22 protein-coding genes are annotated in these 25,441 nt (G+C 33.4%); 6 read left to right on the top strand and 16 right to left on the bottom strand.

The annotated features are described in order from the left end of the window. Nucleotides 1–3 precede the first annotated feature (3 nt). Nucleotides 4–2,409, top strand: coding sequence for a TonB-dependent receptor (locus tag PW52_RS16245; protein ID WP_044634036.1), 2,406 nt, complete (start codon nt 4–6; stop codon nt 2,407–2,409). Nucleotides 2,410–2,485: 76 nt separating this feature from the next. Here PW52_RS16245 and PW52_RS16240 read toward each other — a convergent pair whose 3' ends face one another. After that, nucleotides 2,486–4,915: a T9SS type A sorting domain-containing protein gene (locus tag PW52_RS16240; protein WP_044634035.1), complete on the bottom strand. Its 2,430-nt coding sequence runs from the start codon at nt 4,913–4,915 to the stop codon at nt 2,486–2,488. A 74-nt stretch (nt 4,916–4,989) separates the two neighbouring features. Here PW52_RS16240 and PW52_RS16235 point away from each other — a divergent pair, with 74 nt between their 5' ends. Then, complete coding sequence (locus PW52_RS16235; RefSeq protein ID WP_240475207.1) at nt 4,990–5,484, top strand: regulatory protein RecX; 495 nt, start codon at nt 4,990–4,992, stop codon at nt 5,482–5,484. A 193-nt stretch (nt 5,485–5,677) separates the two neighbouring features. On the opposite strand, the gene PW52_RS16230 is transcribed toward PW52_RS16235, so the two are convergent. Together PW52_RS16230 and mfd are read right to left on the bottom strand one after the other, a co-directional pair. After that, on the bottom strand, nt 5,678–7,009 hold the full coding sequence (locus tag PW52_RS16230) for a TlpA family protein disulfide reductase (protein WP_044634034.1): 1,332 nt from the start codon (nt 7,007–7,009) through the stop codon (nt 5,678–5,680). Between the two features lie 33 nt (nt 7,010–7,042). Beyond that, complete coding sequence (mfd, locus tag PW52_RS16225) at nt 7,043–10,402, bottom strand: transcription-repair coupling factor (RefSeq protein WP_044634033.1); 3,360 nt, start codon at nt 10,400–10,402, stop codon at nt 7,043–7,045. A 245-nt stretch (nt 10,403–10,647) separates the two neighbouring features. Here mfd and PW52_RS16220 point away from each other — a divergent pair, with 245 nt between their 5' ends. Next, nucleotides 10,648–11,079, top strand: coding sequence for a tellurite resistance TerB family protein (locus PW52_RS16220; protein ID WP_044634032.1), 432 nt, complete (start codon nt 10,648–10,650; stop codon nt 11,077–11,079). A gap of 81 nt (nt 11,080–11,160) precedes the next feature. Here the strand turns inward: PW52_RS16220 and PW52_RS16215 are convergent, their stop codons facing one another. From PW52_RS16215 to PW52_RS16195, 6 genes are all read right to left on the bottom strand, one after another. Continuing rightward, nucleotides 11,161–11,529 (bottom strand): cupredoxin domain-containing protein, encoded by a 369-nt coding sequence (locus tag PW52_RS16215; protein ID WP_044634031.1) that lies wholly within the window; start codon nt 11,527–11,529, stop codon nt 11,161–11,163. 112 nt (nt 11,530–11,641) lie between these two features. Further along, nucleotides 11,642–11,809, bottom strand: coding sequence for a hypothetical protein (locus PW52_RS17585; protein ID WP_165586787.1), 168 nt, complete (start codon nt 11,807–11,809; stop codon nt 11,642–11,644). Nucleotides 11,810–11,900: 91 nt separating this feature from the next. Further along, on the bottom strand, nt 11,901–12,743 hold the full coding sequence (locus PW52_RS16210; protein ID WP_044634030.1) for a helix-turn-helix domain-containing protein: 843 nt from the start codon (nt 12,741–12,743) through the stop codon (nt 11,901–11,903). 145 nt (nt 12,744–12,888) lie between these two features. Beyond that, complete coding sequence (locus PW52_RS16205) at nt 12,889–13,404, bottom strand: PIN domain-containing protein (protein WP_044634029.1); 516 nt, start codon at nt 13,402–13,404, stop codon at nt 12,889–12,891. A 12-nt stretch (nt 13,405–13,416) separates the two neighbouring features. Continuing rightward, entirely contained in the window at nt 13,417–14,463 is a 1,047-nt protein-coding gene (locus PW52_RS16200) for a helix-turn-helix domain-containing protein (protein ID WP_044634028.1), read from the bottom strand. Nucleotides 14,464–14,567: 104 nt separating this feature from the next. Next, entirely contained in the window at nt 14,568–16,694 is a 2,127-nt protein-coding gene (locus PW52_RS16195) for a Tex family protein (RefSeq protein ID WP_044634027.1), read from the bottom strand. 65 nt (nt 16,695–16,759) lie between these two features. Here PW52_RS16195 and PW52_RS16190 point away from each other — a divergent pair, with 65 nt between their 5' ends. Further along, a complete protein-coding gene (locus PW52_RS16190; RefSeq protein WP_052823538.1) occupies nt 16,760–17,227 on the top strand; it encodes a hypothetical protein in 468 nt (155 codons plus the stop codon). A gap of 1 nt (nt 17,228) precedes the next feature. Here PW52_RS16190 and PW52_RS17470 read toward each other — a convergent pair whose 3' ends face one another. The 6 genes from PW52_RS17470 to metG all read right to left on the bottom strand — a co-directional run bounded on the left by PW52_RS17470 (nt 17,229) and on the right by metG (nt 22,823). Beyond that, nucleotides 17,229–17,432: a hypothetical protein gene (locus PW52_RS17470; protein WP_131454015.1), complete on the bottom strand. Its 204-nt coding sequence runs from the start codon at nt 17,430–17,432 to the stop codon at nt 17,229–17,231. Nucleotides 17,433–17,593: 161 nt separating this feature from the next. After that, nucleotides 17,594–18,298, bottom strand: a complete 705-nt coding sequence (locus PW52_RS16185; protein WP_044634026.1) for an OmpA family protein — start codon at nt 18,296–18,298, stop codon at nt 17,594–17,596. A 24-nt stretch (nt 18,299–18,322) separates the two neighbouring features. Then, entirely contained in the window at nt 18,323–18,790 is a 468-nt protein-coding gene (locus PW52_RS16180; protein WP_044634025.1) for a lipocalin family protein, read from the bottom strand. Nucleotides 18,791–18,997: 207 nt separating this feature from the next. After that, nucleotides 18,998–19,816, bottom strand: a complete 819-nt coding sequence (locus tag PW52_RS16175; RefSeq protein ID WP_044634024.1) for a hypothetical protein — start codon at nt 19,814–19,816, stop codon at nt 18,998–19,000. A 3-nt stretch (nt 19,817–19,819) separates the two neighbouring features. Continuing rightward, the gene (locus PW52_RS16170; RefSeq protein ID WP_044634023.1) at nt 19,820–20,707 is read right to left on the bottom strand and encodes a DUF488 domain-containing protein; all 888 of its coding nucleotides are present in this window, start codon (nt 20,705–20,707) and stop codon (nt 19,820–19,822) included. Nucleotides 20,708–20,726: 19 nt separating this feature from the next. Next, a complete protein-coding gene (gene metG, locus PW52_RS16165; RefSeq protein ID WP_117584397.1) occupies nt 20,727–22,823 on the bottom strand; it encodes a methionine--tRNA ligase in 2,097 nt (698 codons plus the stop codon). A gap of 38 nt (nt 22,824–22,861) precedes the next feature. Between metG and PW52_RS16160 the strand changes: the two genes are divergently transcribed. Continuing rightward, entirely contained in the window at nt 22,862–23,881 is a 1,020-nt protein-coding gene (locus tag PW52_RS16160; RefSeq protein ID WP_082050936.1) for a S66 peptidase family protein, read from the top strand. Here the strand turns inward: PW52_RS16160 and PW52_RS16155 are convergent. Continuing rightward, nucleotides 23,878–24,657: a TerB family tellurite resistance protein gene (locus PW52_RS16155; RefSeq protein ID WP_044634022.1), complete on the bottom strand. Its 780-nt coding sequence runs from the start codon at nt 24,655–24,657 to the stop codon at nt 23,878–23,880. The genes PW52_RS16160 and PW52_RS16155 overlap by 4 nt on opposite strands. Nucleotides 24,658–24,786: 129 nt before the next feature. On the opposite strand from PW52_RS16155, the gene PW52_RS16150 reads away from it, so the two are divergent. Continuing rightward, on the top strand, nt 24,787–25,197 hold the full coding sequence (locus PW52_RS16150; protein ID WP_044634021.1) for a BrxA/BrxB family bacilliredoxin: 411 nt from the start codon (nt 24,787–24,789) through the stop codon (nt 25,195–25,197). Nucleotides 25,198–25,441 lie beyond the last annotated feature (244 nt).

Here is a 25,441-nt window from a genome sequence, read left to right as displayed (position 1 = left end):
TTAATGAAGTATTTCTATGTAGTTTGTAGTATACTGTTTTCGGTAATAATGCAAGCGCAACAAATTAAAGTTTTAAACTCTATAACCAACGAACCGCTTTTTGGTGTGGCTATTTACAATATAGATAAAACCAAAAGTGTGGTTACAAATTTTAGGGGTGAAGCTAATATTTCTGAGTTTGCCAACAACGAAACTATATACTTTAAGCACTTATCACATTTACTTAAACATATAAAAAAAGTAAACATTAAGTTTAACAAAGTGTACTTGGTTTCAAATACACAAGATTTAGACGAAATTGTTATTTCTGCTTCTAAATTCGAACAAAACAAACGCGATATTTCTCAAAAAATAATAAGTATTAATGCTGAAGATGTAAAATTAAATAATCCACAAACCAGTGCAGATTTACTAGAACAAACAGGGCATGTTTTTGTGCAGAAAAGTCAATACGGAGGTGGTAGCCCAATGATTCGTGGTTTTTCTACCAACAGACTTTTAATTACGGTTGATGGCGTACGAATGAATAATGCCATTTTTAGAAGCGGAAACCTTCAAAATGTAATTTCTATCGACCCGCTTTCGGTGCAAAATACCGAAGTTACACTGGGTGCTGGTTCTGTAATTTATGGTAGCGATGCTATTGGTGGTGTTATGAGTTTTTATACTCAAAAACCACAGTTTTCGCATACCAATAATATATTTCTAAAAGCAAACGTTATAACCAGATATGCCAGTGCAAGTAACGAAAAAACAGGACATTTCGATGTGAATTTAGGGTTTAAAAAATGGGCATTTGTTAGCAATATATCCTATAATAATTTCGACGATTTAAAAATGGGTAGCCACGGACCAAACGACTATTTAAGAACCGAATACGTAATTACCACACCAAACGGCGACGAAATAGTTAATAATAGAAACCCTTTAATACAGCGATTTTCCGGATATAATCAATTAAACTTAATGCAAAAGGTGAAATTTCAACCTAAAAATAATTTAAGTTTCGATTTAGGTTTGTTTTATACCAATACATCAAGTTATTCACGTTACGATAGATTGATAAGGTATCGCGATGGCTTGCTGCGATCGGCCGAATGGGATTACGGACCACAAAAATGGTTTATGTCCAATTTACAAATCACTAAATTAAGTAGTGGTTCTAATTTATACGATAAAATAAAAGCCACTTTGGCTTATCAAAATTTTCAAGAAAGCAGGTTAGATCGAGATTACCAGTCGGTTGAAAGAAATATTAATGAAGAAGCAGTCGATGCTGTATCGTTTAACTTAGATTTAGAAAAAACCTTAAGCCCAAAATTGGAGTTTTTTTACGGTGGCGAGTATGTGTTTAATCAAGTGACATCAACTGGAAAAACGCAATTTATCGATACTAATACTTTTCAAAAGGCGTTGTCTCGTTACCCAAACGGAGCCACTTGGCAATCGGCAGCAGTTTATAGCAGTATAAAATATAAGCCGCAACCTAACTTTGTATTTCAGTCGGGGTTACGGTATAATTATGTAGCGAGTAGGGCTAGTTTTGTTGAAAATAATGTGTTTTTAAACTTACCGTTTTCGAGTGCTAATAATGATTCTGATGCACTTACAGGAACCGCGGGAATTAGTTGGGCGCCAAACCAAAACATTCAATGGAAAATAAATGCTTCGTCGGCTTTTAGAGCACCAAATATAGACGATATAGGTAAGGTTTTCGATTCTGAACCAGGCTCTGTAGTTGTGCCAAATAACAACTTAAAGCCAGAATATGCTTATGGTGGTGAACTTGGGGTTATACTAAACTTTAACAATACAGTTATTTTAGATTTAAACACTTACTACACTTATTTAAATAACGCTTTGGTGCGCAGAGATTATAACTTAAATGGCGAAACCGAAATTATTTACAATGGCGAACTTAGCGAGGTACAAGCGATGCAAAACGCATCGAAAGCATGGATTTATGGTTTTGAAGCCGGTGGAAAAATAAACTTTACTAACAAACTTAAATTAACGGCACAGTACAACGTTGTTGGAGGTACCGAGGTTAACGATGGTATTGAAATTCCGGTAAGACATGCTCCGCCTAGTTTTGGCAATGCGCACATTACCTGGAGTGATAATAAACTTACGCTCGATGCTTTTACCAATTTTAGTGATGCTTTTTCGTATTTACAATTAGCACCGTCCGAACAGGAAAAAGATTATATTTATGCTGTTGATGCTCTTGGCAACCCTTACAGCCCGTCGTGGTATACCTTAAATTTACGCACACAATACCAAGTAACTCCAGCAGTAAAAATAACTGCCAGTTTAGAAAATATTACAGACCAACGTTATAAAACTTATTCATCGGGTATTGCAGCCGCTGGACGAAATTTTATTATGGCTTTACAGTATAGTTTATAAAATTAAAAACTGCCATAAAACCAGTGCTTTATGGCAGTTAATAAATTAAGTTCAGGGGGAAGATATTTAATTGTTATTAGTTTTTAATAGCTTTTTTGTTTAAAACTTGCCCATTTTCAAGTTCAACTTTTGCTATATAAATTTTATTTTTTAGGTTGTTTAGCTGAAATATTTCGGTGGCGCTATTCCCGCTAAAGTTGTAAATCTCACGACCAACTAAATCTAAAATTTTAACCGATTTTATAGTGTTGTTACTGGTAATACTAAATTTAACGTAGTTGTTATCTAGGTTAACAATAGAGAGCTTGTTGATGTTAGCGTTAAAAGTTTTGGTATTTAAAACGGCAGCATCAAAAACAATTTCGAAACGACTGTTAAACACACCTGTTTCCGATGTAAAACTATAATCGCTATCGCTTAAGTTATGTGTTTTATTTAATAAGTTGTCTTTTAAAATTACTATGTTATTCCCTAAAAATTCACCTTCAAAATCGGCTAACGACAAATTGTAAATAGTAGGCTCGTTAATTTTTGTGCTAAAGCCTAATTTAATAACCTCGTTGGTAGTTAAACTGCTTGAATGTTTTCCTTGAATAGCAAATTTTGTGCTTTCGTTTTCAATAGTAGAATATAAAGCCGCTGCCAAACTATTAATGGAAAGTCTTGGTGCATCGTAAGTTAAGCCATCCATTCCGTTAGTTGCGCCATCAACATAAGCTACTAAAATTTGGTTAAATACACCGTTATCGGAAGTTAAGTTAACCCAAAGTTTGTTTGCTGTTGAGGTTTCTTCTTTAGTGTTTGCTGTTTTAAAAAACTGTGTGTTACTTGTGTCATCTGCCATTCGCATAGCATTAGTAAAAGTTGCTGTGCCACCAGCACCAAGTCCTGCTACAAAAAAGCCTTGACCCGAAGGGATGTATTGATTAGGAGTTGTTCCGCTACCTCCTGGAGCTGTAGTGATACCACCCGATCCAGTAGAGTAAATAGCATAATCGTTTTTACTAAAGTTTAAATTTTCATTACCTACATTGGCGGCATCTGGCGGTGTGGCTTGCGACCAAAAATAAGCTGCGCCGTCGATAACAGTATTGTTTGCTGCATGAAAGGCATCAAAATCTATAGCTGAAGGGTAGGGGTTACCAATAAAATTCCAGTTTTGTGCTGGTGCTACGTTGGCGGCGTTTGTTTCAATTGTAACAGGAACATCACCCGTGTTAAATTCACCTTCAAATGTGGCGGAACCTGGCAGCCCAAATCCGCTGGGAAATGCTCGGGATTCGGTAACGGCATAACCCATACCTGGAAGCATGGTGTCACCTGAGTAAGCAATTTGCCAGTCGTTGCCATCATCATCAATATCATCTGGGATGCCATTGGTAGTTCCTACGGAATGTTCATCAATGAAATTAGCAGCATTAAACAAAAAGCGTCTGTCTCCATCTACATCTGGAAATACATTTCCAATGGTTTCTCCAACAACAGGTGAACTCCAATAGGTGTAATAATACCACTCGTATTTTGGGGCTGTTTCTTTGTTAACTTGTGCTAAGCCACTAGGGCTTACAGTAAATGTGGCAGCGTCGTTAAGTTGCTTAAAATTGGCTGTTGTTTGTACAATTATGATGCCATCAACCTGCACATCGTTATTTACGTCAACATATGTACCGTCGGAAACATCTAGTATAAAACCAGAGTTTATAGTTAGGTTACAGGCGCTTATATTACCATTTGTAAAGGTGTTATAATCTCCATTTATAATGGCATTTAAAGTTGTATCTGGGCCTGTACCGTTATTCCAATTAGTACCATCCCAAGTGATCGTACTAGAACAAGGTGCACAGCTATAAGAACAAGTGCCTAAATTACTGTGGCTACCACCTCCATTCGTAAACGACCAATTTGCTGAATTAGATACATCAGCAAACAAAAGGGCTTGGTTGGTTTCGGTAGTACAATTATGTGCCCCATTATCAAAATCACCAAAGTTAATTGCCGAAATCCCATCAGCTAAGCCAGGAGGAACTGCACTAGTATTAGTTGTAATTGAGGCATTAGTCCAGCCAGTTGTACCACCAAAATTTATAGCATATAAAAAATTGGGAGTAGTTGTATTTCCTTGAAATGCCAAAATTTGGTCTCCACTATTGTTTAATCCGAAATTAGAATCAGTTTCGACAGCGCTAGCTATGGAGGCATTAACAGGATTTGCATCAATAACAACCTGAGTTCCACAAGGTAAATAAGATGTAGATGTCCAGGTGATTATACCCTCTCCAAAGGCCCCTGTTCCTGTATATCTAAAATCGTTGGTCGTGTTATCCCAACCATTATCTGTAAAATTTATAGATGTACCGGTATCAATACTAGTTAATAGAATAAAAGAAAATTGATCTGGATTTCTTGAATTAAATCCATTGATAGCTATATCTCCAACAGATAGTATAGTTTGAGATTCACTTATATTTACAGCGAAAAGAATTAATATTAAGGTAATTTTTTTCATAGCTTAGGTTTTTTTAGTGTGGCACGTTTTAAAGTGCGAGATTTGGTGTTTTATTTTAAATTGTTATGGTTTCAATGTTTATTTTTGAACGCATGCAGCAATCCAAAAAAACATATACACTACAAGAGGCCATTAAAAAAATGGAGCATTATTGTGCGTATCAAGAACGTTGTCATAAAGAAGTGCGTCAAAAATTGATAAACATGCACATGATTCCCGAAGCCATCGATGCGGTAATTATGCACTTGCTACAACACAACTTTTTAAATGAAGAACGTTTTGCCAAAACATTTCTAAGAGGCAAGTTTAGAATTAAGAAATGGGGACGTCGTCGTTTAACTTTAGAATTAAAGAAAAAAGACATAAGCAAAGCTAATATAAATGAGGCTTTTAGAGAAATTACGGATACGGAATACATCGAGGTTTTTAATGATTTAGCCGAAAAGAAAGCAAACAGCATTACTGAAAGCAATAAATTAAAGAAAAAAAAGAAGCTTATTGATTATTTGCTTTATCGTGGTTGGGAGTCGCATTTGGTTTACGAAAAGGCTAATGAGTTGTTTGGTTAAGGCTTTGTAAGGAATTATATGAAAAGATTATTATTTATGTAAAGCGCACTTTTGTTATTAAAAGTATTATTATCATTCAAAGCGCAGCGAAGCATCTAAAAAAGTACAAAGTTTTTTATTCCATCACGTTTACTTTAAAGCCAAAATTCTTCGGTATTGCTTTACTTAGAATGACAGAGGTGTTATGGTTAAATTATAATTCTTCCTCAAAAAAAACTTTTAAAGCTTCAAAATTTTCTGGTTTTGCTTTAATTTTTTTGTCCTTATTAATTACAAAATATGTTGGTGTAGCTGTAACGCCGTAATCGTCGCCTATTTTATTTTCCCATTTGCCTTCACCGTATACGTGAATAAACTCTGGGTAATCGTAGGTTAAGGTTTTCCAACCATAAATTTGATCTTCTAAACCAATAGCAATCACTTTAACTTTGCCTTTTTCGAAGGTATTAACGAATTTTTGTAACTGTGGAATTTCATCTAAACAATGCGAACAGGTACTACTCCAAAATACAATTATATAATTTTCAGCGAGTTTTAATTCGCTTAACTTTTTGGTAGTACCGATATTGTCTTTTTTAAACTCGATTGAAAAATCTGGAGCAGCACTGCCATTCGATAGGTTTTTATATAAAATTAAAGAATGCAAAAGTTCTTGATCGTTAAGTGCAACGGCAATATCCATTAAATAGTTCTCCGAAATAAAATTTGCCACAGGTTCTAAGCCTAAATCTACCATTTGCTGCCATAAATCTACCAACATAATGCGTTTGGTTTTTATTGGAACTTTTTGCATGGCCTTGCAAAATATACTGATATTTTCCTTGTAATTAGTAATATCGTCTTTGGTTTCGTCGCTTGTACCAAAAACATAGTTCAACATTTTTTCGTCTAAAAAATTAGAGCTTTGTAGGGTTGTGTTGGTAAAATCGATATTATCAAAATAATGCTTTCTTAAATTGCCAATATAAGTTTTTACATCTTCAACTTTTGTTGGAATATATGGTTTGTTGGCTTTAATAAAATGTAACGCAATGGTGTTTTGAGCCGCTTTTTCAAAATTAGTTTGTGTCTCTTTTTGAGTTTTAAAAATAGCTTTTAAAGCTAAAGTGTCTTTACTATGGCTACCATAATAATTGCTTAAGCTTTGCGTAATCATAGACATACTATTGGTGTATGATGCCAGCAATTTGTTTTCAACAGATTTTACGAAAGTTACACCTGTTTCAGAATTAAAGGTTAACTCAATATCTTCTTTTCCGTTGTAAATAATATCGAAATTGTAATCTTCTTGCGGAATGGCATACACCAAACGATACATACCTTTTGTTACCGTAGAATCTAACTTTATCTCGAAGGAACCATCTTTTTCTAACTCGCGGCTAGCTACGTATTTTGATACTGTTGGTGTTACTTTATATAAAATAGTAGCACGAAATTCGTCTGCCGGCGAAAACACACCTTTAATAGAGTGTTGCGCTAATAAAATTGCGGGTAAAAAAAGAGTTATAAATAGTATGCGTTTCATTTAAACTTAGCTTTGTTTTAATGTTTACAATTATTAAGCCACAATGGGTTTTAAAGCATTTAAGGCTTGTTTTACGGTTTTTATGTTACTAAAAGTGAGCAATAATCTCAATCCGTTTCGGGTTTGTTTTTCTTTCATTTTACAGGCTTCAGGATGTTTTTGTACAAACTGTAAAACTTTAGTAAAATTAGCACTTTGGTAAAAATTACTTTGTTGGTCGTTAATAAAATAACCTATTAGTTTACCTTGTTTCATTATTATTTTTTCGAAACCAATTTTGGTTGCTAACCACTTTATTTGGACACTATTCAATAAATCGGTCACTTGTTCTGGTAATTCCCCAAATCGATCGATTAAGTTAGCTTCAAATTTTTGCAGTTCTGCTTCGGTTTTTAATTCGTTAAGCTGTGTATATAAGCTTAAGCGCTCTGCAATATTATTTACGTAACTATCTGGAAAAAGGAGCTCGAAATCGGTATCGATGGTTACATCTTTTACATAAACCTTATTTTCTTCGGGTTCATCATACAAGTCTTTAAACTCGTTTTCTTTAAGCTCATCAATAGCTTCGCTTAATATTTTTTGATAGGTATCGAAGCCAATTTCGTTTATAAATCCGCTTTGTTCTCCACCAAGTAAATCGCCTGCGCCACGAATTTCAAGATCTTTCATTGCGATATTAAAACCGCTACCCAGTTCTGTAAACTGAGACAAGGCGGTAATTCGTTTCCTGGCATCTTCAGTCATTGCCGAATATTCTGGAGTAATAAAATAACAAAAGGCTTTTTTATTGCTTCGTCCTACACGGCCTCGCATTTGATGTAAATCGCTTAATCCAAAATTATTGGCATTGTTTATAAAAATGGTATTGGCGTTTGGCACATCTAGTCCGCTTTCAATAATAGTTGTACTCACCAACACATCAAAAGCGCCATCCATAAATTGAAGCATAAGCTCTTCCAGCTTTTTACCATCCATTTGCCCATGGCCAACAGCCACTTTAGCATCTGGCACTAAACGCTGAATCATACCAGCAACTTCTTTAATATTTTCTATACGATTGTGAATGAAGAAAATTTGCCCACCACGTTCTATCTCATAGCTAACAGCATCTCGAATGGTTTCTTCGTTAAAGCGAATAACATGACTTTCTATAGGATAACGATTTGGCGGTGGCGTTGTAATTACCGACAAATCGCGCGCCGCCATTAAACTAAACTGAAGCGTTCGTGGTATTGGTGTTGCGGTAAGCGTTAATACATCTACGTTTTCTTTTATGGTTTTTAGCTTTTCTTTTACTGCTACTCCAAATTTTTGTTCTTCGTCTACAATTAAAAGTCCTAAATCTTTAAACTTTACGTTTTTATTTACCAATTGGTGTGTACCAATAATAATATCGACAGTACCTTTTTCTAACTGTTCTAAAGTTTCGCGTTTTTGTTTGGCGGTTCTAAAACGGTTTATATAATCTACGGTTACAGGGAAATCTTCTAAACGTTTTCTAAAAGTGCGCGCATGCTGATAGGCTAAAATAGTTGTTGGCACCAAAACAGCCACTTGCTTACCATTGTCTACGGCTTTAAAAGCAGCACGAATGGCTACTTCGGTTTTACCAAAACCAACATCGCCACAAACAAGTCTGTCCATTGGGCGCTCGCTTTCCATATCTGCTTTAATATCGGCAGTTGCGCTACTTTGGTCTGGTGTATCTTCGTAAATAAACGAGGCTTCTAGTTCGTGTTGTAAATAACTATCGGGTTTGTATTGAAACCCTTTTTCGGTTTTACGTTTGGCGTAAAGTTTTATTAAGTTAAATGCAACGTGTTTAACTCGTGCTTTGGTTTTTTGTTTAAGCTTTTTCCAGGCAGTGCTACCTAATTTGTAAATTTTAGGTGGTTTGCCGTCTTTACCATTAAACTTGGTTATTTTATGTAAAGAGTGAATGCTTAAATACAACACATCGCGCTCGCCATACATCAATTTTATGGCTTCTTGTTTATTGCCTTCTACATCAATTTTTTGTAAACCACCAAATCGCCCAACACCATGATCGATGTGGGTTACGTAATCGCCAATTTCTAAATTAGTAAGCTCTTTTAAACTTATGGCTTGTTTTTTTGCGTAACCGTTTTTTATGTGAAATTTATGATAGCGCTCAAAAATTTCATGATCGGTGTAGCAAACTATTTTATTTTGATGATCGACAAACCCTTGATGAAGCGATAAAATTATGGTGTTATACGGACTAACCTCAAGGTTTGAATCGTCGAAAATATCGTGAAAACGTTTCGCTTGTTGCTCGCTTACACAAGCTATGTAATTAGTGTAACCTTTATTGTGATTGCCGTTTAAATCTTCAATTAATAAATTGAATTGTTTATTAAACGATGGTTGTGGTGTGGTGTTAAACTCTAAAGCTGAATTTTTTGAAGTTTCAATTTGGCTTAACATAACCGATGCGTTACCAAACTCTACAATTGAAAAATCTAGCAATTGTTTTTTTAATAATGTAGAATCACAAAATAACTCGTTGGGTTTAGCGTGTTTTATATCGGATGAAAGGCCAGCAAATGCTTCTTGGGCTTTGGAGTAAAAATCGTCTATTCTTGAAAATAGTAAATCGGCATTTTTTATACCAATTACTGTTTTTTGTGCAATGTATTTTAGGAAACTTTGGCGTTTTTCCTCAATCATTTTACTCGCCACATTGGGAATAATATTGATTTTTTTTAACTGATTTATGGATAACTGCGTTTCTACATCGAAGGTACGAATGGTATCGACCTCATCGCCAAAAAACTCGATACGGTAAGGCTCGTCGTTGCTAAACGAAAACACATCTACAATACCACCACGCACTGAAAATTCGCCAGGTTCGGTTACAAAATCTACACGTTTAAATTTATATTCGAAAAGGACCTCGTTAATAAAATCTAACGAAATATTATCACTAACTGCAATTTTTAATGTGTTTCGTTCTAGTTCCTTACGTGTTACTACTTGCTCGAATAGTGCGTCGGGATAAGTAATTATTAATGCTGGTTTTTTTTGCGAATTTATACGGTTTAAAACTTCAGCCCGAAGTAATACGTTTGCATTATCGGTTTCTTCTATTTCGTAGGGTCTGCGGTAGCTACCTGGATAAAAAAGCACGTTGGTTTTATCGCAAAGTTGCTCGAAATCATTAAGGTAATGCGCGGCTTCTTCTTTATCTTCAAAAACTAATAAAAAGGGTTTGTTAGCTTGCTTAAATGCGTTGGCTAAAACAAATGATAATGATGAACCTACTAAGCCTTTTAAATGTGTTTTTGTTTGATTTTGGGATACAGCATCTTGCAGATTATGCGTTTGCAAATCCTGTAAATAGGTTTGAGAGATATGGGTTTTACTCACCTAATTTTGTTTTTAAAGTTGCAAAGATAAGGCTTGCACTTTATTTTTAGTAATATACTATATTAAAATACAAAGTTTATTGGCAGGCTATGCGTTAGGGATTGAGCGGTGTGTTTAAGCTCGCCGATGCAGGAGGCAGCGAGTAGCGAAAGCCCGCCCCTTGCGGTAACGCCCAAAAAATAAAATTTTTAGGTTAAATTACTAAAAAAATATGTAGGTTTGCATCACTTAAAAAATTGATAATTATGTCGTTTTCAGATTTATTTGATAGTGGTTTTAAAAAGCGTAATGAAGATCATTTCGCTGCTATTGTTCGTGTTGCTATGGATGATGGCATTATTACCCAAGAAGAAAAAGCGTTTTTAGACAGACTAGCTAGAAATTTAGATATTAGTGAAGTAGATTACGTAAACATTTTAAAAAACTACAAAAAACACCCAATTAATGCGCCGCACTCTTACGATTTGCGTCTAGAGCGTTTGTACGATTTGGCACGAATGGTACATGTAGACACTATTAAAGATGAGGACGAACAAAATTTACTTAAAAAAATTGGAGTTGGTTTAGGGTTTCATCCAGAAAATGTAAAATATATTGTTGATAAAGCCTTAACTCTAGTATCAAACGGTGTTGATTTGGATACTTTTATTGATGAAATGAAAAACATGAATAAATAATTTTCAAACCGTATCTATAAAATAGAAAAGCGAGTTCTTAATTAAAAGAACTCGCTTTTTTTTGACTATTAACGCCACTACTTACTCTACCGTAAGTGTATATTGCGGTGTTGGGTTTAAAGGACAGAAATATAAATATTCGCCTTTTGCTAATGTAGTCGGTTTTGAGTTTTCAACCTTACCAGTAGCAACTGCTTTTGTTACATATGCCGTTTGAATGTGGTTTTCTGGTTTGCTAGCATCGGCTCCTTTTTTAACTAAAACTAAACCTACATCTTTACCTACATTGTTGTTTGCTACTGCAAATACATAAGTACCTTCGCTTACTGTTATAGATTTTTGTGTAAACTCACCTTTTGTTTGCTCTAAAGCAATGGTTTTTACTTCTTGTGCTTGGGCATTAAATGTAAATGCTAAAACGAATACTAAAATTGCTAATACTTTTTTCATAATTTTTATAATTTAAATGGTTGTTTTTTACTGTTGCAAATTTGAGACTTTAACCAAAGGCTTACTATGTAAAAAAAGCCTTTATTATTGTCAATTTTTCCTTTTATGAATTTTATCTAAAAGATTCGGGATTTATATACGGCTTTTCGGCATCGCAATAAAAATCGTGAATATGTTTTTGCTCGCAGTGTGTTTTTGGAGTTATTGTATTTAAGGATACTTGCTTTTTTCCTCTAAAAATTTCAATTAAATTGAAAAGTGATATGTGTTTTAAATTCATGACTTTGTTGTTTTTTAATTACAGTACAAAGATGATTTAAAAGCACGTACATTACCATATACGAAACACCTTAGCGCGTGTCAATTTTTCCCTAATTAGTAAGTTCTAACTGTTTTTTAAAGTCTGAAGGCGATAAATTGGTGTGTTTTTTAAATAAACGACTTAAATGTGAAGCATCGTCGAAGCCTAACTCGAAGGCAATTTCTTTTGCCGTTTTGTTAGTGTACATTAACAAGCGTTTGGCATCTAGAATAATACGCTCGTGAATTATTTTTAACGGACTTGTATTAAATTTTGAAAAGGAATTCGATAAAGTTTTTGCAGATTTAAACAAGGCATCGGCATAAAACTGTACACTGTGCTGCTCTCTAAAATGTGATTCGACCAAGACATTAAACTGCCTAAGCAATTCGTTTTTTGTGTTTTGTTGTTGCACGTTTGCAATATTTTTATCTTTTAACAAACGTGTTGTTTTTATAATAAATCTAGCCATGAGCATACGCAACATTTCGGCTTGAATATTATCTTTAGTTTCAAGCTCGTCTATAAAAATATCGTGCAGCACATTAAACTTAGTTTGTTCGGTTTTGCTTAAGGTTATTAATGGATTTTGCTCGTTGCCATAAAATAAAACACCGGCGCAACCCACCTCTTTATCGTGGTCTTTTATGCAATAAAATTCTCTGTTAAAAAAGTACACTCTTAAATTTTCTCCAGACACAAATTGAAAATATTGCACATTTGTAAGCGCTAAAATACTATGCGGATTTATGGTTACTGGAATATTATCGATAACAACTTGGGCCGCTGAAGTATTTGTACAAATAAAAGCAAAAACATCTAAGGGTTTTGCCGAAACATAGTTTTGTAATATAGACTCGTTACTTATTTTAAGTACGGCATTTGTGGTAAACTCTGTAAAAGCGTGCATCATGTGCTTTAAGTCTAAAAACTTAATAAAACATTACATTTATTTACTTCTTGACACAATTTTTTTGCTGAATTTTGCTGAAAGTGGTGCTTTAAACAGCATGTTTGAGTTTAGCTTTATTTTATTAAACAATTAATTTTATTAGGTTTTATCCAACGTATTTGTTTTTATTCCAGAAATCAATTCTTTTATCAATCTCTTTTTTAGGAAGTCTATTGTTTAATAGATTAAGTTGCTTAATTTTCTCAACAGCTTCTTCAAAAGTGATTAATTCCTGTCTTAGAAACTCATCAAAAAGATAAATGATTCCTCTAACTTCTAAATTATCTTTACTAGCTTGTTTTCTTAATTTTCCGTCTCCTGTTAATAATACACCTGATAGTTTTTTACTGTAATACCAGACAGAGCAGTCCTCAAAACTTAATCCACTACTATTTTCCAAAATTGTATTTATACCTTGAAAATCCTCAATTATTGTCGTTTCAATAACCCCAAGTTTTTTTAGAGCACTTAGCTTTATTATTGGTTCTCTTTGTTTATCATTTAATTCTTCAATGACGAAGTCTGTTGTTTGTAAATCAAAATTTAAGTTTGAAAAGGCTTCAAGAAGTTCAAGTTTAACTAAGTCTATTAAGATGTTAGCATCATTGATTACAATTTTCATAATGCGTTTAATCTATATTAATGAACTTTCTTTAACAGATTCAATATTCTTGTTTAACAAAGATGAGGCTTTACTTATCGAAATATTTTCTTGAGAAAGTGCTCTATAAACTAGCTGTTCAAATCTATTAGATTTTTCAGGGGTTTCGAACCTTGAAGCATTTACCTCTCTGTCTAAAGATGGATTAAATCTAGTTCTTTTATAAAAATCAGTATGACGTTGTTTACTTAGAATACCTGAGTCAACAAGTCTATAAACAATGGCAGGAATACTAATTCCATACTTTTTTTGAGATGAAATTAATTCAGCCAGAGTTATATGGTTTCTTTTACCTCCAAATTCTTTGATTACAATTTCTTTAGGGAAAAGAAATTCAGCAGCAAACTTATTACAAAATTGTTCTTCCTTTTTAGTTTCACAATTAGGAAGGTTTAATAATAAATGTCCTAATTCATGCAGTAGAGTAAATCTTTTTCGTTCTACAGGAAAATTACCATTAACAACTATTACAGGGAATTTATCATTAACATAAGTTGCTAATCCGTCAAATTTTTCATCAACTTCATATAATTCAATTACTTTTATTTCTTTATCTTCTAAAAGTTGAATTATATTATGAACAGGGTCAATTCCAATTTTCCAATCAGTTCTTAGCTTTAAAACAGCTTTTTCTACGTCTTCTATTTTACTAATTTCAATATTAGCAATAGCATTTATAAAACTATAGTCTATCGATAAAGTGTCCTCTAACCAAATGTAATTTTCTAATTTAATTTTTATTTGCTCCTTTAACGAACTTTGTTTCTTTAAAGAAAAAGTTGATTTTTTTCTGAAGTTGATTTCTCCTAATTCTACTTGAAAAGAATTGAAGAAATAGTCCATTTTTAAACCGAACAATTTAGATAACTTTAAAAATTTTGAACTGGTCGGTATTGCATCTCCATTTTCATACTTACTTACCATTTGTTTAGACACACCCAATTCGTCCGCAACATTTTGTTGAGACAAACATTTAAGTATTCTTGCATTTTTAATGCGGTTAGCAACTAAGTTCTTCATTTCATTTTTATTAGTTGACAAAACTACATAAATTTATAAAAATGTCAACTACTTTAAAAATTTTTAACTAAATTTTTTATGTTACCTAATACTTCGTACAACCACTACTTGTGTAATTTTAATTGAATACGCTTTCGCGGAAGATCTACTTCTAAAACCTTAACAATAACTTGCTGATGCAAACTAACGTGCTCGTTTACATCGCTTACAAAACCATCGGATAAATTTGAAATATGAATTAAGCCGCTTTCCTTAATACCAATATCTACAAAAGCACCAAAATTGGTAACATTATTTACAATTCCTGGTAAAAGTTGCCCTTCTTGCACATCGGTTATGGTTTTTATGTTTTGATTGAAAGTAAAAACCTTAGCTTGCTCACGAATATCTAATCCAGGTTTTTCTAATTCTTTTACAATATCTTGAAGCGTTGGCAATCCCACTTTATCTGAAACATACTGTTTTAAATTTATAGTTTTTAAAACCGAAGCATTACCAATAAGTTCGCTCACGGTTTTGCCTTCGTTTTTAGCAATAGTTTTTACAATATGATAACTTTCTGGGTGTACCGCGGAATCGTCTAACGGATTTTTAGCGTCCTTAATTCTAAGAAAGGCCGAACCTTGCTCGAAAGCCTTTCCGCCAAGGCGTGGTACACTTTTTAAATCGGTACGCGACTTAAATGCTCCGTTCATGTCGCGATAAGTCACAATATTTTCGGCAAGTTTTGGTCCAATGCCCGACACATAACTTAACAAACTTTTACTAGCTGTATTTAAGTTTACGCCAACAGCATTAACACAATGCTCTACAACGGTATCAAGTTCGCTTTTTAATTTAGTTTGATCTACATCGTGTTGATATTGTCCAACACCAATACTTTTAGCATCAATTTTAACCAATTCTGCCAACGGATCTTGTAAGCGGCGCCCAATAGAAACGCTTCCGCGCACGGTAACATCGTAATTCGGGAATTCGTCGCGCGCAATTTTTGATGCCGAATAAATACTTGCTCCTGCTTCGCTAACCACAAATACTTGCATATCGTTTTTAAACCTAATTTTACGCACTAAAGCTTCGGTTTCGCGTGAGGCTGTTCCGTTTCCAATAGCTATAGCTTCAATTTTATAAGCTTCAGCTAACGTGCTAATTTTTTTAATAGCACCTGTGCTATCATTTTTTGGCGGATGCGGATAAATGGTTTCGTTGTGTTTTAATTGCCCTTGCGCATCTAAACACACAATTTTACAACCTGTACGAAATCCTGGATCGATTGCTAAAACACGCTTTTCTCCTAACGGCGAGCCTAATAATAATTGCTTTAAGTTTTTAGCAAATACTGTAATCGCTGCTTCATCGGCTTTTTGTTTAGCTTGTTGCAACGCTTCGTTACTTAGCGATGGTAACAACAAACGTTTGTAAGCATCTTTTATGGCTATTTCTATTTGTTCGGCGCAGTCGTTATTCGATTTTATAATACGTTGTTCAATTTTATTTAACGCTCTGTCATCATCAATTTCAATTTTTACACGAATAAAACCTTCTTTTTCTGCTCTAAGAATGGCGAGTAAACGGTGCGACGGAATTCTGCATAGCGATTCTTCCCAATTAAAATAATCTTTAAATTTTTGGGCTTCTTCTTCGTTTTCTTTTGTTTTTACAGCCTTTGTTGAAATAATAGCAAAACGCTCTAATTGATATCGGATGTTATTACGAATATCGCTGCGCTCGTTTATCCATTCGGCAATTATGTGGCGTGCACCTTCCAAAGCATCTTCAACCGAATTAACATCTCCTTTTACATAACGAAATGCCACCGACTCAACATCTCTGGCATTCTGGCTCATTATTATTTTGGCTAAAGGCTCTAAACCTAACTGTCGTGCTTTTTCTGCTTTTGTTTTTCTGCTTTTTTTATAAGGCAAGTATAAATCTTCAAGCGTCGTTAAATCTGATGTTGACGTTATTTTCTGTTCTAAATCTGAAGTTAAAACACCTTGTTCTTCTAAAGCTTTTAAAATGGCAGCTTTTCGTTTTTCTAGAGCTTCAAATTGTTCCTTATATTTTACAATGTCACCAATTTGTACCTCATCTAAATTTCCGGTAACTTCTTTACGATAACGCGAGATAAAAGGAATAGTACAGGCATCGTTTAATAAATTTATAGTGTTTTGTACCGACTGCTCTGGTAATTGTATATTTGAGGTAATATATTTTAATAATGATGACATTATATGTATTTTTTTGCTAAAATAAGATATAGATTTGAGTTGAATCTGTAAAAAAACAAACAACCATGAAAAATTTTATAATAGCCTTTGTTGGCAGTATTTTACTTTTTAACTGTAATAAAGTAATAGAAAAACCTGTTGATGATTCATTAGATTTTAAAGCTGTAGAACAAATTGTTAAAGGTGTTTTTGATGATGTTTGGAGTAATAAAAATGAAGATTTACTGAGTAAATATCATACCAATGACTTTATTCTTCTGGAACATGGTGAAGTTTGGACAAACGATACCATTGCCAATTGGTGTAAACGTGCCAAAATTAGAGATAATGGTGTAACACGTATTAATAGCTTTGATTTTTTTAAAGCTAAAAAGGAAGGCAATCGCATTTGGATGGCTTATCACAATTATGCTACTTTTAAAAAAGATACTTTAACAAGAAAAATGCAATGGTTAGAAAGCGTTGTAGCTGTAAAACAAGATAGCGTTTGGAAATTAGAATTAATGCACTCTACTCGAGTGAATAAAAGATAGTTTAGGCTACTTTTTTAAGCAAATCGAAACACGGGCATTTACCACAGCGCTTTTTTTCACCTTTTTTATATTTTTCACAACATTTACTCTTTACTTTTTTAGCATTAATTATGCCTGCTTCATGTAAAGTTTTAAGCGCTTTTTTTTGCTGTTTTTTTTCTTTCTTCTTCTTTCCCATAGTTTTACGGAGAAATAATTTTAGCAAAAATACTTGTTTTTAATTAATCTAAATAAAATACATTGTTAAAATTTAATAGCCATAAATAATTTCTATTAGAAAAATATTGTAAATAAGTAAAACTAAAAAGCCACACGAATTGTGTGGCTTTTTAAAGTTAAATTAAATAGTAATCCCTTATAAATAAATTAACTTCCTGCTTGTTGTTTAGCGTCTTCAATCATTTTTTCGTTTGGAAGAATAGCTATGTTTACACGACGATTTTTTGCTCTACCATCGGCAGTAGCATTATCGTACATAGGCTGATTTTCACCAAACCAATTAGTTGTTAATCTGCTACTACTAATACCATGACTTGATAAATACTCTGTAACAGCATACGCTCGGTTTTTCGATAATGTCATGTTATACTCTTCTGCTCCCTGGCTATCGGTGTGTCCAACTACCAAAATATTAGTATCTGGATATTCTTTAAAAACACCTATTAGCTTGTTTAAGTTATCTTCTGAGGCTGCATTAATATTGTATTTATTAGTTGCAAAGTAAACGCCGCTATTTTCATCGAAGGTTACTACAATACCATCGTCTACACGTTCTACTTCAGCTCCTGGAACTTCTTCTTCTATTTGTTGGGCTTGCTTATCCATTTTGTTACCAATAAGCACACCTGCACCACCACCAACTACGCCGCCAATTACAGCTCCTAACTCACCATTACCACCTTTACCAACATTATTGCCAATTATGGCTCCTAAAATAGCTCCGCCTGTAGCTCCTATTACAGCTCCTTTTTGTTTATTATTAGCATTTTGCACAGATTTACAGTTGGTAAACGCTATTATTGTTACTATTGCAAGTATTGTTATTCCGGTTATATTTATTATTCTTTTCATATTCATTGTTTTTTTGATAGCTTGTTATTTTGAAAAATTCATGGTTATTGTAAATGGTTGTCCATCTACATTTAAAGTTTGCTGCCACTGCATTGTAGTTTCAGATAGGTTTGTTAAACTAAATCTGAAACCTACATTGGTTTCCGATTTATACTTCTCGGTTGTTGGCTTTAACAAAAAGTCGTAAAGTCCTGTGGTTTCATCAATTTCTTGAATGGTAAATACAAAATGGCGTTCTCCTGCAGAACAATCGGTATTGTTTATACTATAAATTCCTGTATTGTTATTTGATACAAATTGCCATGTACTACCTTCGAAGCAATATTTTGAAACATCGTTCAATAAAGTAACATTGTAAGTTCCTTGTTGGCTGTAGGTAATTGAATTTAACGACCAACTTCCTTTGATTACCTTATTTGATTGCCGCACGACTTTTGATGATCCGCAAGACATTAATCCAATAAGTGTAAATAATAAAAGTATTCGTTTCATAAAGTTGTTTTTGATTCATAACTACTTTATTTACGATACTAAATAACCAATTGGTTTTGCTTTTACTTTATTTTAAGAGTTTGTGAGGTTTAAAAATTACTCACTAAAATTACTATAAAACAGAGTGTTACATCTTTTTTTGTTTAAATATTTTTAACTGTAGTTTAACAAAAAAGCAGTTTGAATTAAGGTAGTATTAGCGATTTTTTATAAATCTAAACTGAACTGTCTTTCTATCTTAGGGTGAAAAGTACCAATAATTACAAAAGGGTTCGGTGCTCTTCTCCTATGCCATTGCATAGTTGTGCCTAAAAAGAGATACATATCATGCTCTTTAACAAAAGTATCAAAGTACTTTTGCTTAACCTTTTCAAGAGCAATTTTTTTATTGCTTTTTGAATCTCTAAGGCAATTCCAATAAAGTTGAAATATTTCCCAATCTTCAATCATTAATGTACTAGAAACACCCTCGTCATCTTCAAAAGTATATGAAAATTTATATGGAACTTTTGGTATTAATTTTTCTGGATTGGTTTCAATTTCAGCAAATAAATCAGTTTGCTTTCTTAACTCTTTCCACTCATCTTTCCATTCTTTTGAATCCTCTTCAATAAGAAAATTAGTTATTCTTGATGGCTTAAAAGTTACGAGTGAAATGTTTTTAGGTTTTTTTGAATCATTTATCAGCTTATTTTTATTCGTATAAACATTTCTTAGACAAATTTTTTTACGTTCCTTCCAGTAGTTTTTAGTGTTTAAAGAATTTATAATTTTAACATCATAGCTTACTGGCGAATGACTTTCAGGTCTAAAATCATCCGTTCTTTCTTTAACATCTAATTCAACCCATGTGTACTTCTTAAATCCTGTATCTTTCTTAATTTGATTTAAAAAACTTAACGGAATTGGGTATATTCTAATCCAAGTGCCATCTTCAAGAATTCCTGCTGTACAAACCAGCTCATCATAGCTCCTCGAAGGAAGAGGGTAAGTTGTTACAGTTATCAAAATTTTCTTTAATGCCATAAATCATAAATGTTCAACTTCAAATTTAAACCCTTCTAAACTTGAAATTGCTTCAGCCAAATGACTTCGATGACATTGGCATTTATTGGCCTCAAAGCAAGTCAATGCTATTCTTTTATTTTTAACCAGTAAATGTAAGATTTTATTTTGATATTTTGTAGTATTAGTAAGTGTATTAGTGACATATTCATCAAATAGAACATCATAATCCTCTTGATTATTTAACTCTTGTCTTTTTTCTGAATTAATACCAACCTCGGGGATATGAATATACTCAATGCCGACACCTTCACATGCATTTTTGAGTTGACTCTTACTAAACCCATACTTCATACTTAATGCATTCTTTCTTACATCACAAAGAAGTTTAATATTATTTTTTATTAGCTTATTTAAATAATGCTCAAGCGAAATACCTTCGTAACCTATTGTAAATAAAATAACTTCATCTTCATAAGACCTATAATTATCTAAATTTTGAAGCTCTTCTTTATTAAGATAGTTTCCAGCAATTGAACTATTAATAGAATAATAAGGGTAACGCTTGTAAGTCAAGCTTATCAAATCATCACTACTCTTATTCTTATAAAGAATTGAAAAATCAGAAATAATTTTTTTATCGTCTTTATCTAATTGTGCTAGATAATTTGTTTCATCTATTTTTCTCCATGTTTTCGATGACTCAGAGACTATTTCATATTTCCTAAGAGTATTTAAATCTGCATTAGCTTGAAATGAAAAACAACCATATTTGTAAGGGACAAAATCATAGGTTTTTCTTTTTGTTTTATATCTACTATGTAAGAAAAGTAATTTTTGAACTTGAATTTTGTCAAGTTCATTATTAAACACTTGTAAAAGAGCCAAAACAATTTTTCTTCTGTAATACATCTCTTAAATATAATTATTTTTAACTTATCTGTGATCCTGCTTTAACGTCATCACTCTCATCTGGATTTACAAAAACCAATTTGCCTTCTGGAGTCTCGGTCATTAAAATCATACCTTGACTTTCAACACCTCTTAATTTTCTTGGTGCTAAGTTTACTAATACTGTTACTTTTTTACCAACCACTTCTTCTGGTGAAAAACTTTCGGCTATTCCTGAAACTATGGTTCTGGTGTCAATACCTGTATCAACTTTTAAAACCAATAATTTTTTAGTCTTTGGCATTTTTTCGGCTTCAAGAATAGTTCCTACTCTAATATCTAGTTTTGTAAAATCTTCAAAGGTAATCGTATCCTTTTGTGGTTCTATCGCTTTATTAGCCGCTTCGTTTGCTTTTTTACTTGCTTCTAACTTATTTAATTGCTCTTGAATGGTTTTGTCTTCAATTTTACTAAATAAAAGTTCAGCTTTACCAATTTGATGGTTTGCTGGGAGAAGCACTTCTTTTTCACTTACATCATTCCAAGAGTTCTCGACTGCGCTCGAACTGACATTGAGTATGCCTTTTAATTTGGTTGAAGTAAATGGTAAAAACGGTTCGCTTAAAGTTGCTAAAGCACTTGCAATTTGTAATGCCACATACATTATGGTTTTAGTTCTTGCTTCGTCTTCTTTAATAACTTTCCAAGGTTCGGCATCGGCTAAATATTTATTTCCTAAACGTGCTAAATTCATAAGTTCTTGACCTGCTTCTCTAAAACGGTAACGCTCAATAGAACTTGCTATTACGTTTGGATATGCTTTTACTGCAGCCAGAGTTTCTAAATCTACATCTGTAAAATCACTTGGCTCCGGAACAACACCGTCGTAATACTTGTTAGTTAATACTACCACGCGGTTTATAAAGTTTCCAAAAATGGCTACTAACTCGTTGTTATTTCTGGCTTGAAAATCCTTCCAAGTAAAATCGTTATCCTTTGTCTCTGGTGCATTAGCCGTTAACACATAACGCAACACATCTTGTTGGTCTGGAAATTCTTCTAAATATTCTGGCAACCACACCGCCCAATTTTTAGAGGTTGATAGTTTATTTCCTTCTAAATTTAAAAACTCGTTTGCTGGCACATTTTCTGGTAATATATAACTACCTTCAGCTTTTAACATACTTGGAAAAATAATACAATGAAACACAATATTATCTTTACCTATAAAATGAATAAGCTTCGTGTTCTCATCTTTCCAATACGGTTCCCAGTCTTTACCTTCACGTTCTGCCCACTCGATAGTTGATGAAATATAACCAATTGGTGCATCGAACCATACGTAAAGCACTTTGCCTTCTCCTCCTTCGGCAGGCACAGGAATTCCCCAATCTAAATCACGAGTTACCGCTCTTGGGCGTAAACCATCGTCTATCCACGATTTTACTTGTCCGTAAACATTAGGTTTCCAATCTTTTTTATGCCCTTCAAGAATCCATTTTTTTAAGAAGTCTTCATGTTTATTTAAAGGTAAAAACCAGTGTTTGGTTTCTTTTAAAGTTGGTGTATTTCCGGTTAAGGTTGACTTCGGATTTATTAAATCGGTAGCATTTAAACTAGTGCCGCATTTTTCACATTGATCGCCATAAGCTTCTTCGTTACCACATTTTGGGCATGTACCTGTAACAAATCTATCAGCTAAAAACTGATTAGCTTCAGCGTCGTACAACTGCTCTGTGATTTCTTCAATAAATTCACCTTTCTCATTTAAAGTTTTAAAAAACTCTGATGCTGTTTTATGATGAATTGGTGCCGATGTACGCGAGTAATTATCAAAAGAAATACCAAAATCTTCAAAAGACTTTTTTATAATAGCATGATATTTATCTACTATATCTTGCGGTGTCACACCTTCATTTTTTGCTTTTATTGTAATTGGTACACCGTGCTCATCACTACCACCAATTAACACCACATCGTTTCCTGTTAATCGTAAATAGCGTGCATAAATATCGGCTGGTACGTAAACCCCTGCTAAATGCCCAATATGTATAGGACCGTTAGTATAAGGTAACGCAGTTGTAATGGTATATCTTTTTGACATTATATTTTGTTTTGAAGCCGTAAAAGTACGCATTTTGACTACTATTTAGAAAAAAAATGTACATTTACGTTATGCATAAATATCTATTAACACTAAGCTTGTTTTGTAGCGTTTTTTTCTTTGGAAAAAATTTAGCACTAGCACAAAACAAAACTACAAACTTAAATATGAGTCTAAAACAACCTCCATACCTAAAACCAGGTGATACAGTTGCTATTGTAGCTCCTTCTGGAGTTTTAAAAAATCGTACAGAAGAAGTTAACAAAGCCAAAACTTTACTTAAAAGTTGGGGGTTACATGCTGTGGTTGGTAAACATGTTTTTAGTCAAGACAATCATTTTGCTGGAACAGACGACGAACGTTGCGAAGACTTACAAAAAGCTATGGACGACCCTACAATTAGTGCTATTTGGTGTGCTCGTGGCGGTTATGGTACAGTTAGAGTTTTAGATAAATTGAATTGGGAAAAATTTTATAAAAACCCAAAATGGCTTATTGGTTATTCTGACATTACTGCTCTACACAGCCAAATTCATAACGAGGGCATTGAAACTATACACGCCATGATGTGCACAAGTTTAAACAAAGATTACACCACTATAGCCGAAACTATTTCAACTTTTAAAGATGCTCTTTTTGGTAAACCTATAAGCTATACATTAAAAGGTTCTAACTACAACAAGCCTGGTGCTGCAAAAGGACAAATTGTTGGTGGCAATTTAACTTTGTTACACACCATGTTAGGCTCTAACACCAGTATTGATACTTCTGGAAAAATTTTATTTATTGAAGAAATTGGCGAATACAAATATCATATCGATAGAATGTTACAAAGTTTAAAGCGCGCTGGATATTTTAAAAATTGTAAAGGTGTAATTGTTGGAGATATGAGTAAAATGCGAAAAAACACAACACCTTGGGGTTCCAGCATTGAGCAACTTATTTTAGATGCATTAGCAGAATACAATTTTCCTATTGCATTTAACATGCCTGCTGGTCATGAAAAAGATAATAGAGCTTTAATTTTGGGAAGAAGCGTTGATTTAAATGTTGATATCTCTAATTCTTCAATTATTTTTTCAACTAATTAAAATCCACGTTCTTTTTGTAATTGTTCGTAAGCTGCTTGAACTTGTCTAAATTTTTCTTCGGCTCCTTCTTGGTGTTCTTTTCCTAAATGAATTACTCGATCTGGATGATATTTTTTAGCCATTTTGCGGTATGCTTTCTTTATATCGTCAACAGAAGCAGATTTTTCAATTTCTAAAATTTTATAAGCATTGTCGCTACTATTATAAAACATAGCTTTAATGCTTTGGTAATCTACAGAACTTATTCCTAAATAACCTGCCATGGTATAAATTTGACGTTCTTCGTCTTGAGTTACCATGCCATCTGCTTTTGCTATACCAAATAAAAAGTGAATGAGTTGTAAACGCGATGCATGATCCATCATTTGCTTTATTTGTAAACAAACAGGTCGCACAGCAACATTTTGATTACTAATTTTTTTGAACAATTTAAAAGCGTGATTAGCGCGATCCTTTCCGTACATACTCACAAATTGTTGGCGTACATAGTCGAGTTCTCGTTGGTCTTGTTTTCCATCAGCTTTAATTATTACCGATGCTAAAATTAGTAAGCTAACTTCAAAATCGCCCGATTGGGTTTGTGGTCGTTGTCTTGGTTGTGTACGGTAGGTGGTTTGCCTTCTTCTGGTATTTGGTTCGCCTTGTCCAATGAACGGACTACCGCCTTCGGAAGATAAATTGTCAATTAAACTTCCTAAAGCTAAACCAATTATAGCCCCTATTGGCCCTCCAAACGACCATCCTAATGCGCCGCCTATCCATTTTGAAAAACTCATTTAATAGTATAAATTTTTATTATTGTTAAATATAATATTTGTTTGTAGATATCACAGCGTTTTTGTTACACAATTGATATCTTTGTATTCCAGTATAAACTGGTTAGGAACTAATAAAAAAATTATAATATGTATCCAGCAGAATTAGTAAAGCCAATGCGTGAAGATTTAGTGAGCGCTGGTTTTGAAGAATTACATACTCCTGAAGCTGTAACTGAAGCTTTAGCTAAAGAAGGTACTACATTAGTTGTGGTAAATTCAGTTTGCGGTTGTGCTGCAGCCAACGCACGTCCTGGAGCAAAATTAAGCCTGCGAAATATAAAAAAACCAGATCATATAGTAACGGTTTTTGCAGGTGTAGATAAAGAAGCGGTTGATGTTGCTCGTGGACATATGGTGCCATTTCCACCAAGTTCGCCAAGTATGGCTTTGTTTAAAGATGGTGAATTAGTGCACATGCTAGAGCGTCATCATATTGAAGGGCGTCCTGCGGAATTAATTGCGGAAAACTTAATGGATGCCTATAACGAGTTTTGTTAATTCGCGTTAAAATTATTTTAGAAATGTTGTTTCGTGAATATTTGAAACTTTTAAACACTATAAAATAAACAAATTAAAAACTGACTAATAAATTTTAAAAATGAAGCAATTTTTTAATTGTTGATGTTTTAAAATTTATTAGTCAGTTTTTTTACACCTAGTTTTTATTGAACCTTACTAGGTATTATTTAAAGTTTGATTTATAATAAGGCAATAAAAAAAAAGTGAGCCACCACAGCTCACT

Origin of the sequence: Neotamlana sedimentorum (genome assembly GCF_000943565.1) — a bacterium.
GTDB classification, from domain to species: Bacteria; Bacteroidota; Bacteroidia; order Flavobacteriales; family Flavobacteriaceae; genus Neotamlana; species Neotamlana sedimentorum.
The sequence above is the reverse complement of the archived record's forward strand: the minus strand, read 5'-3'. Positions and strand labels throughout refer to the sequence as shown.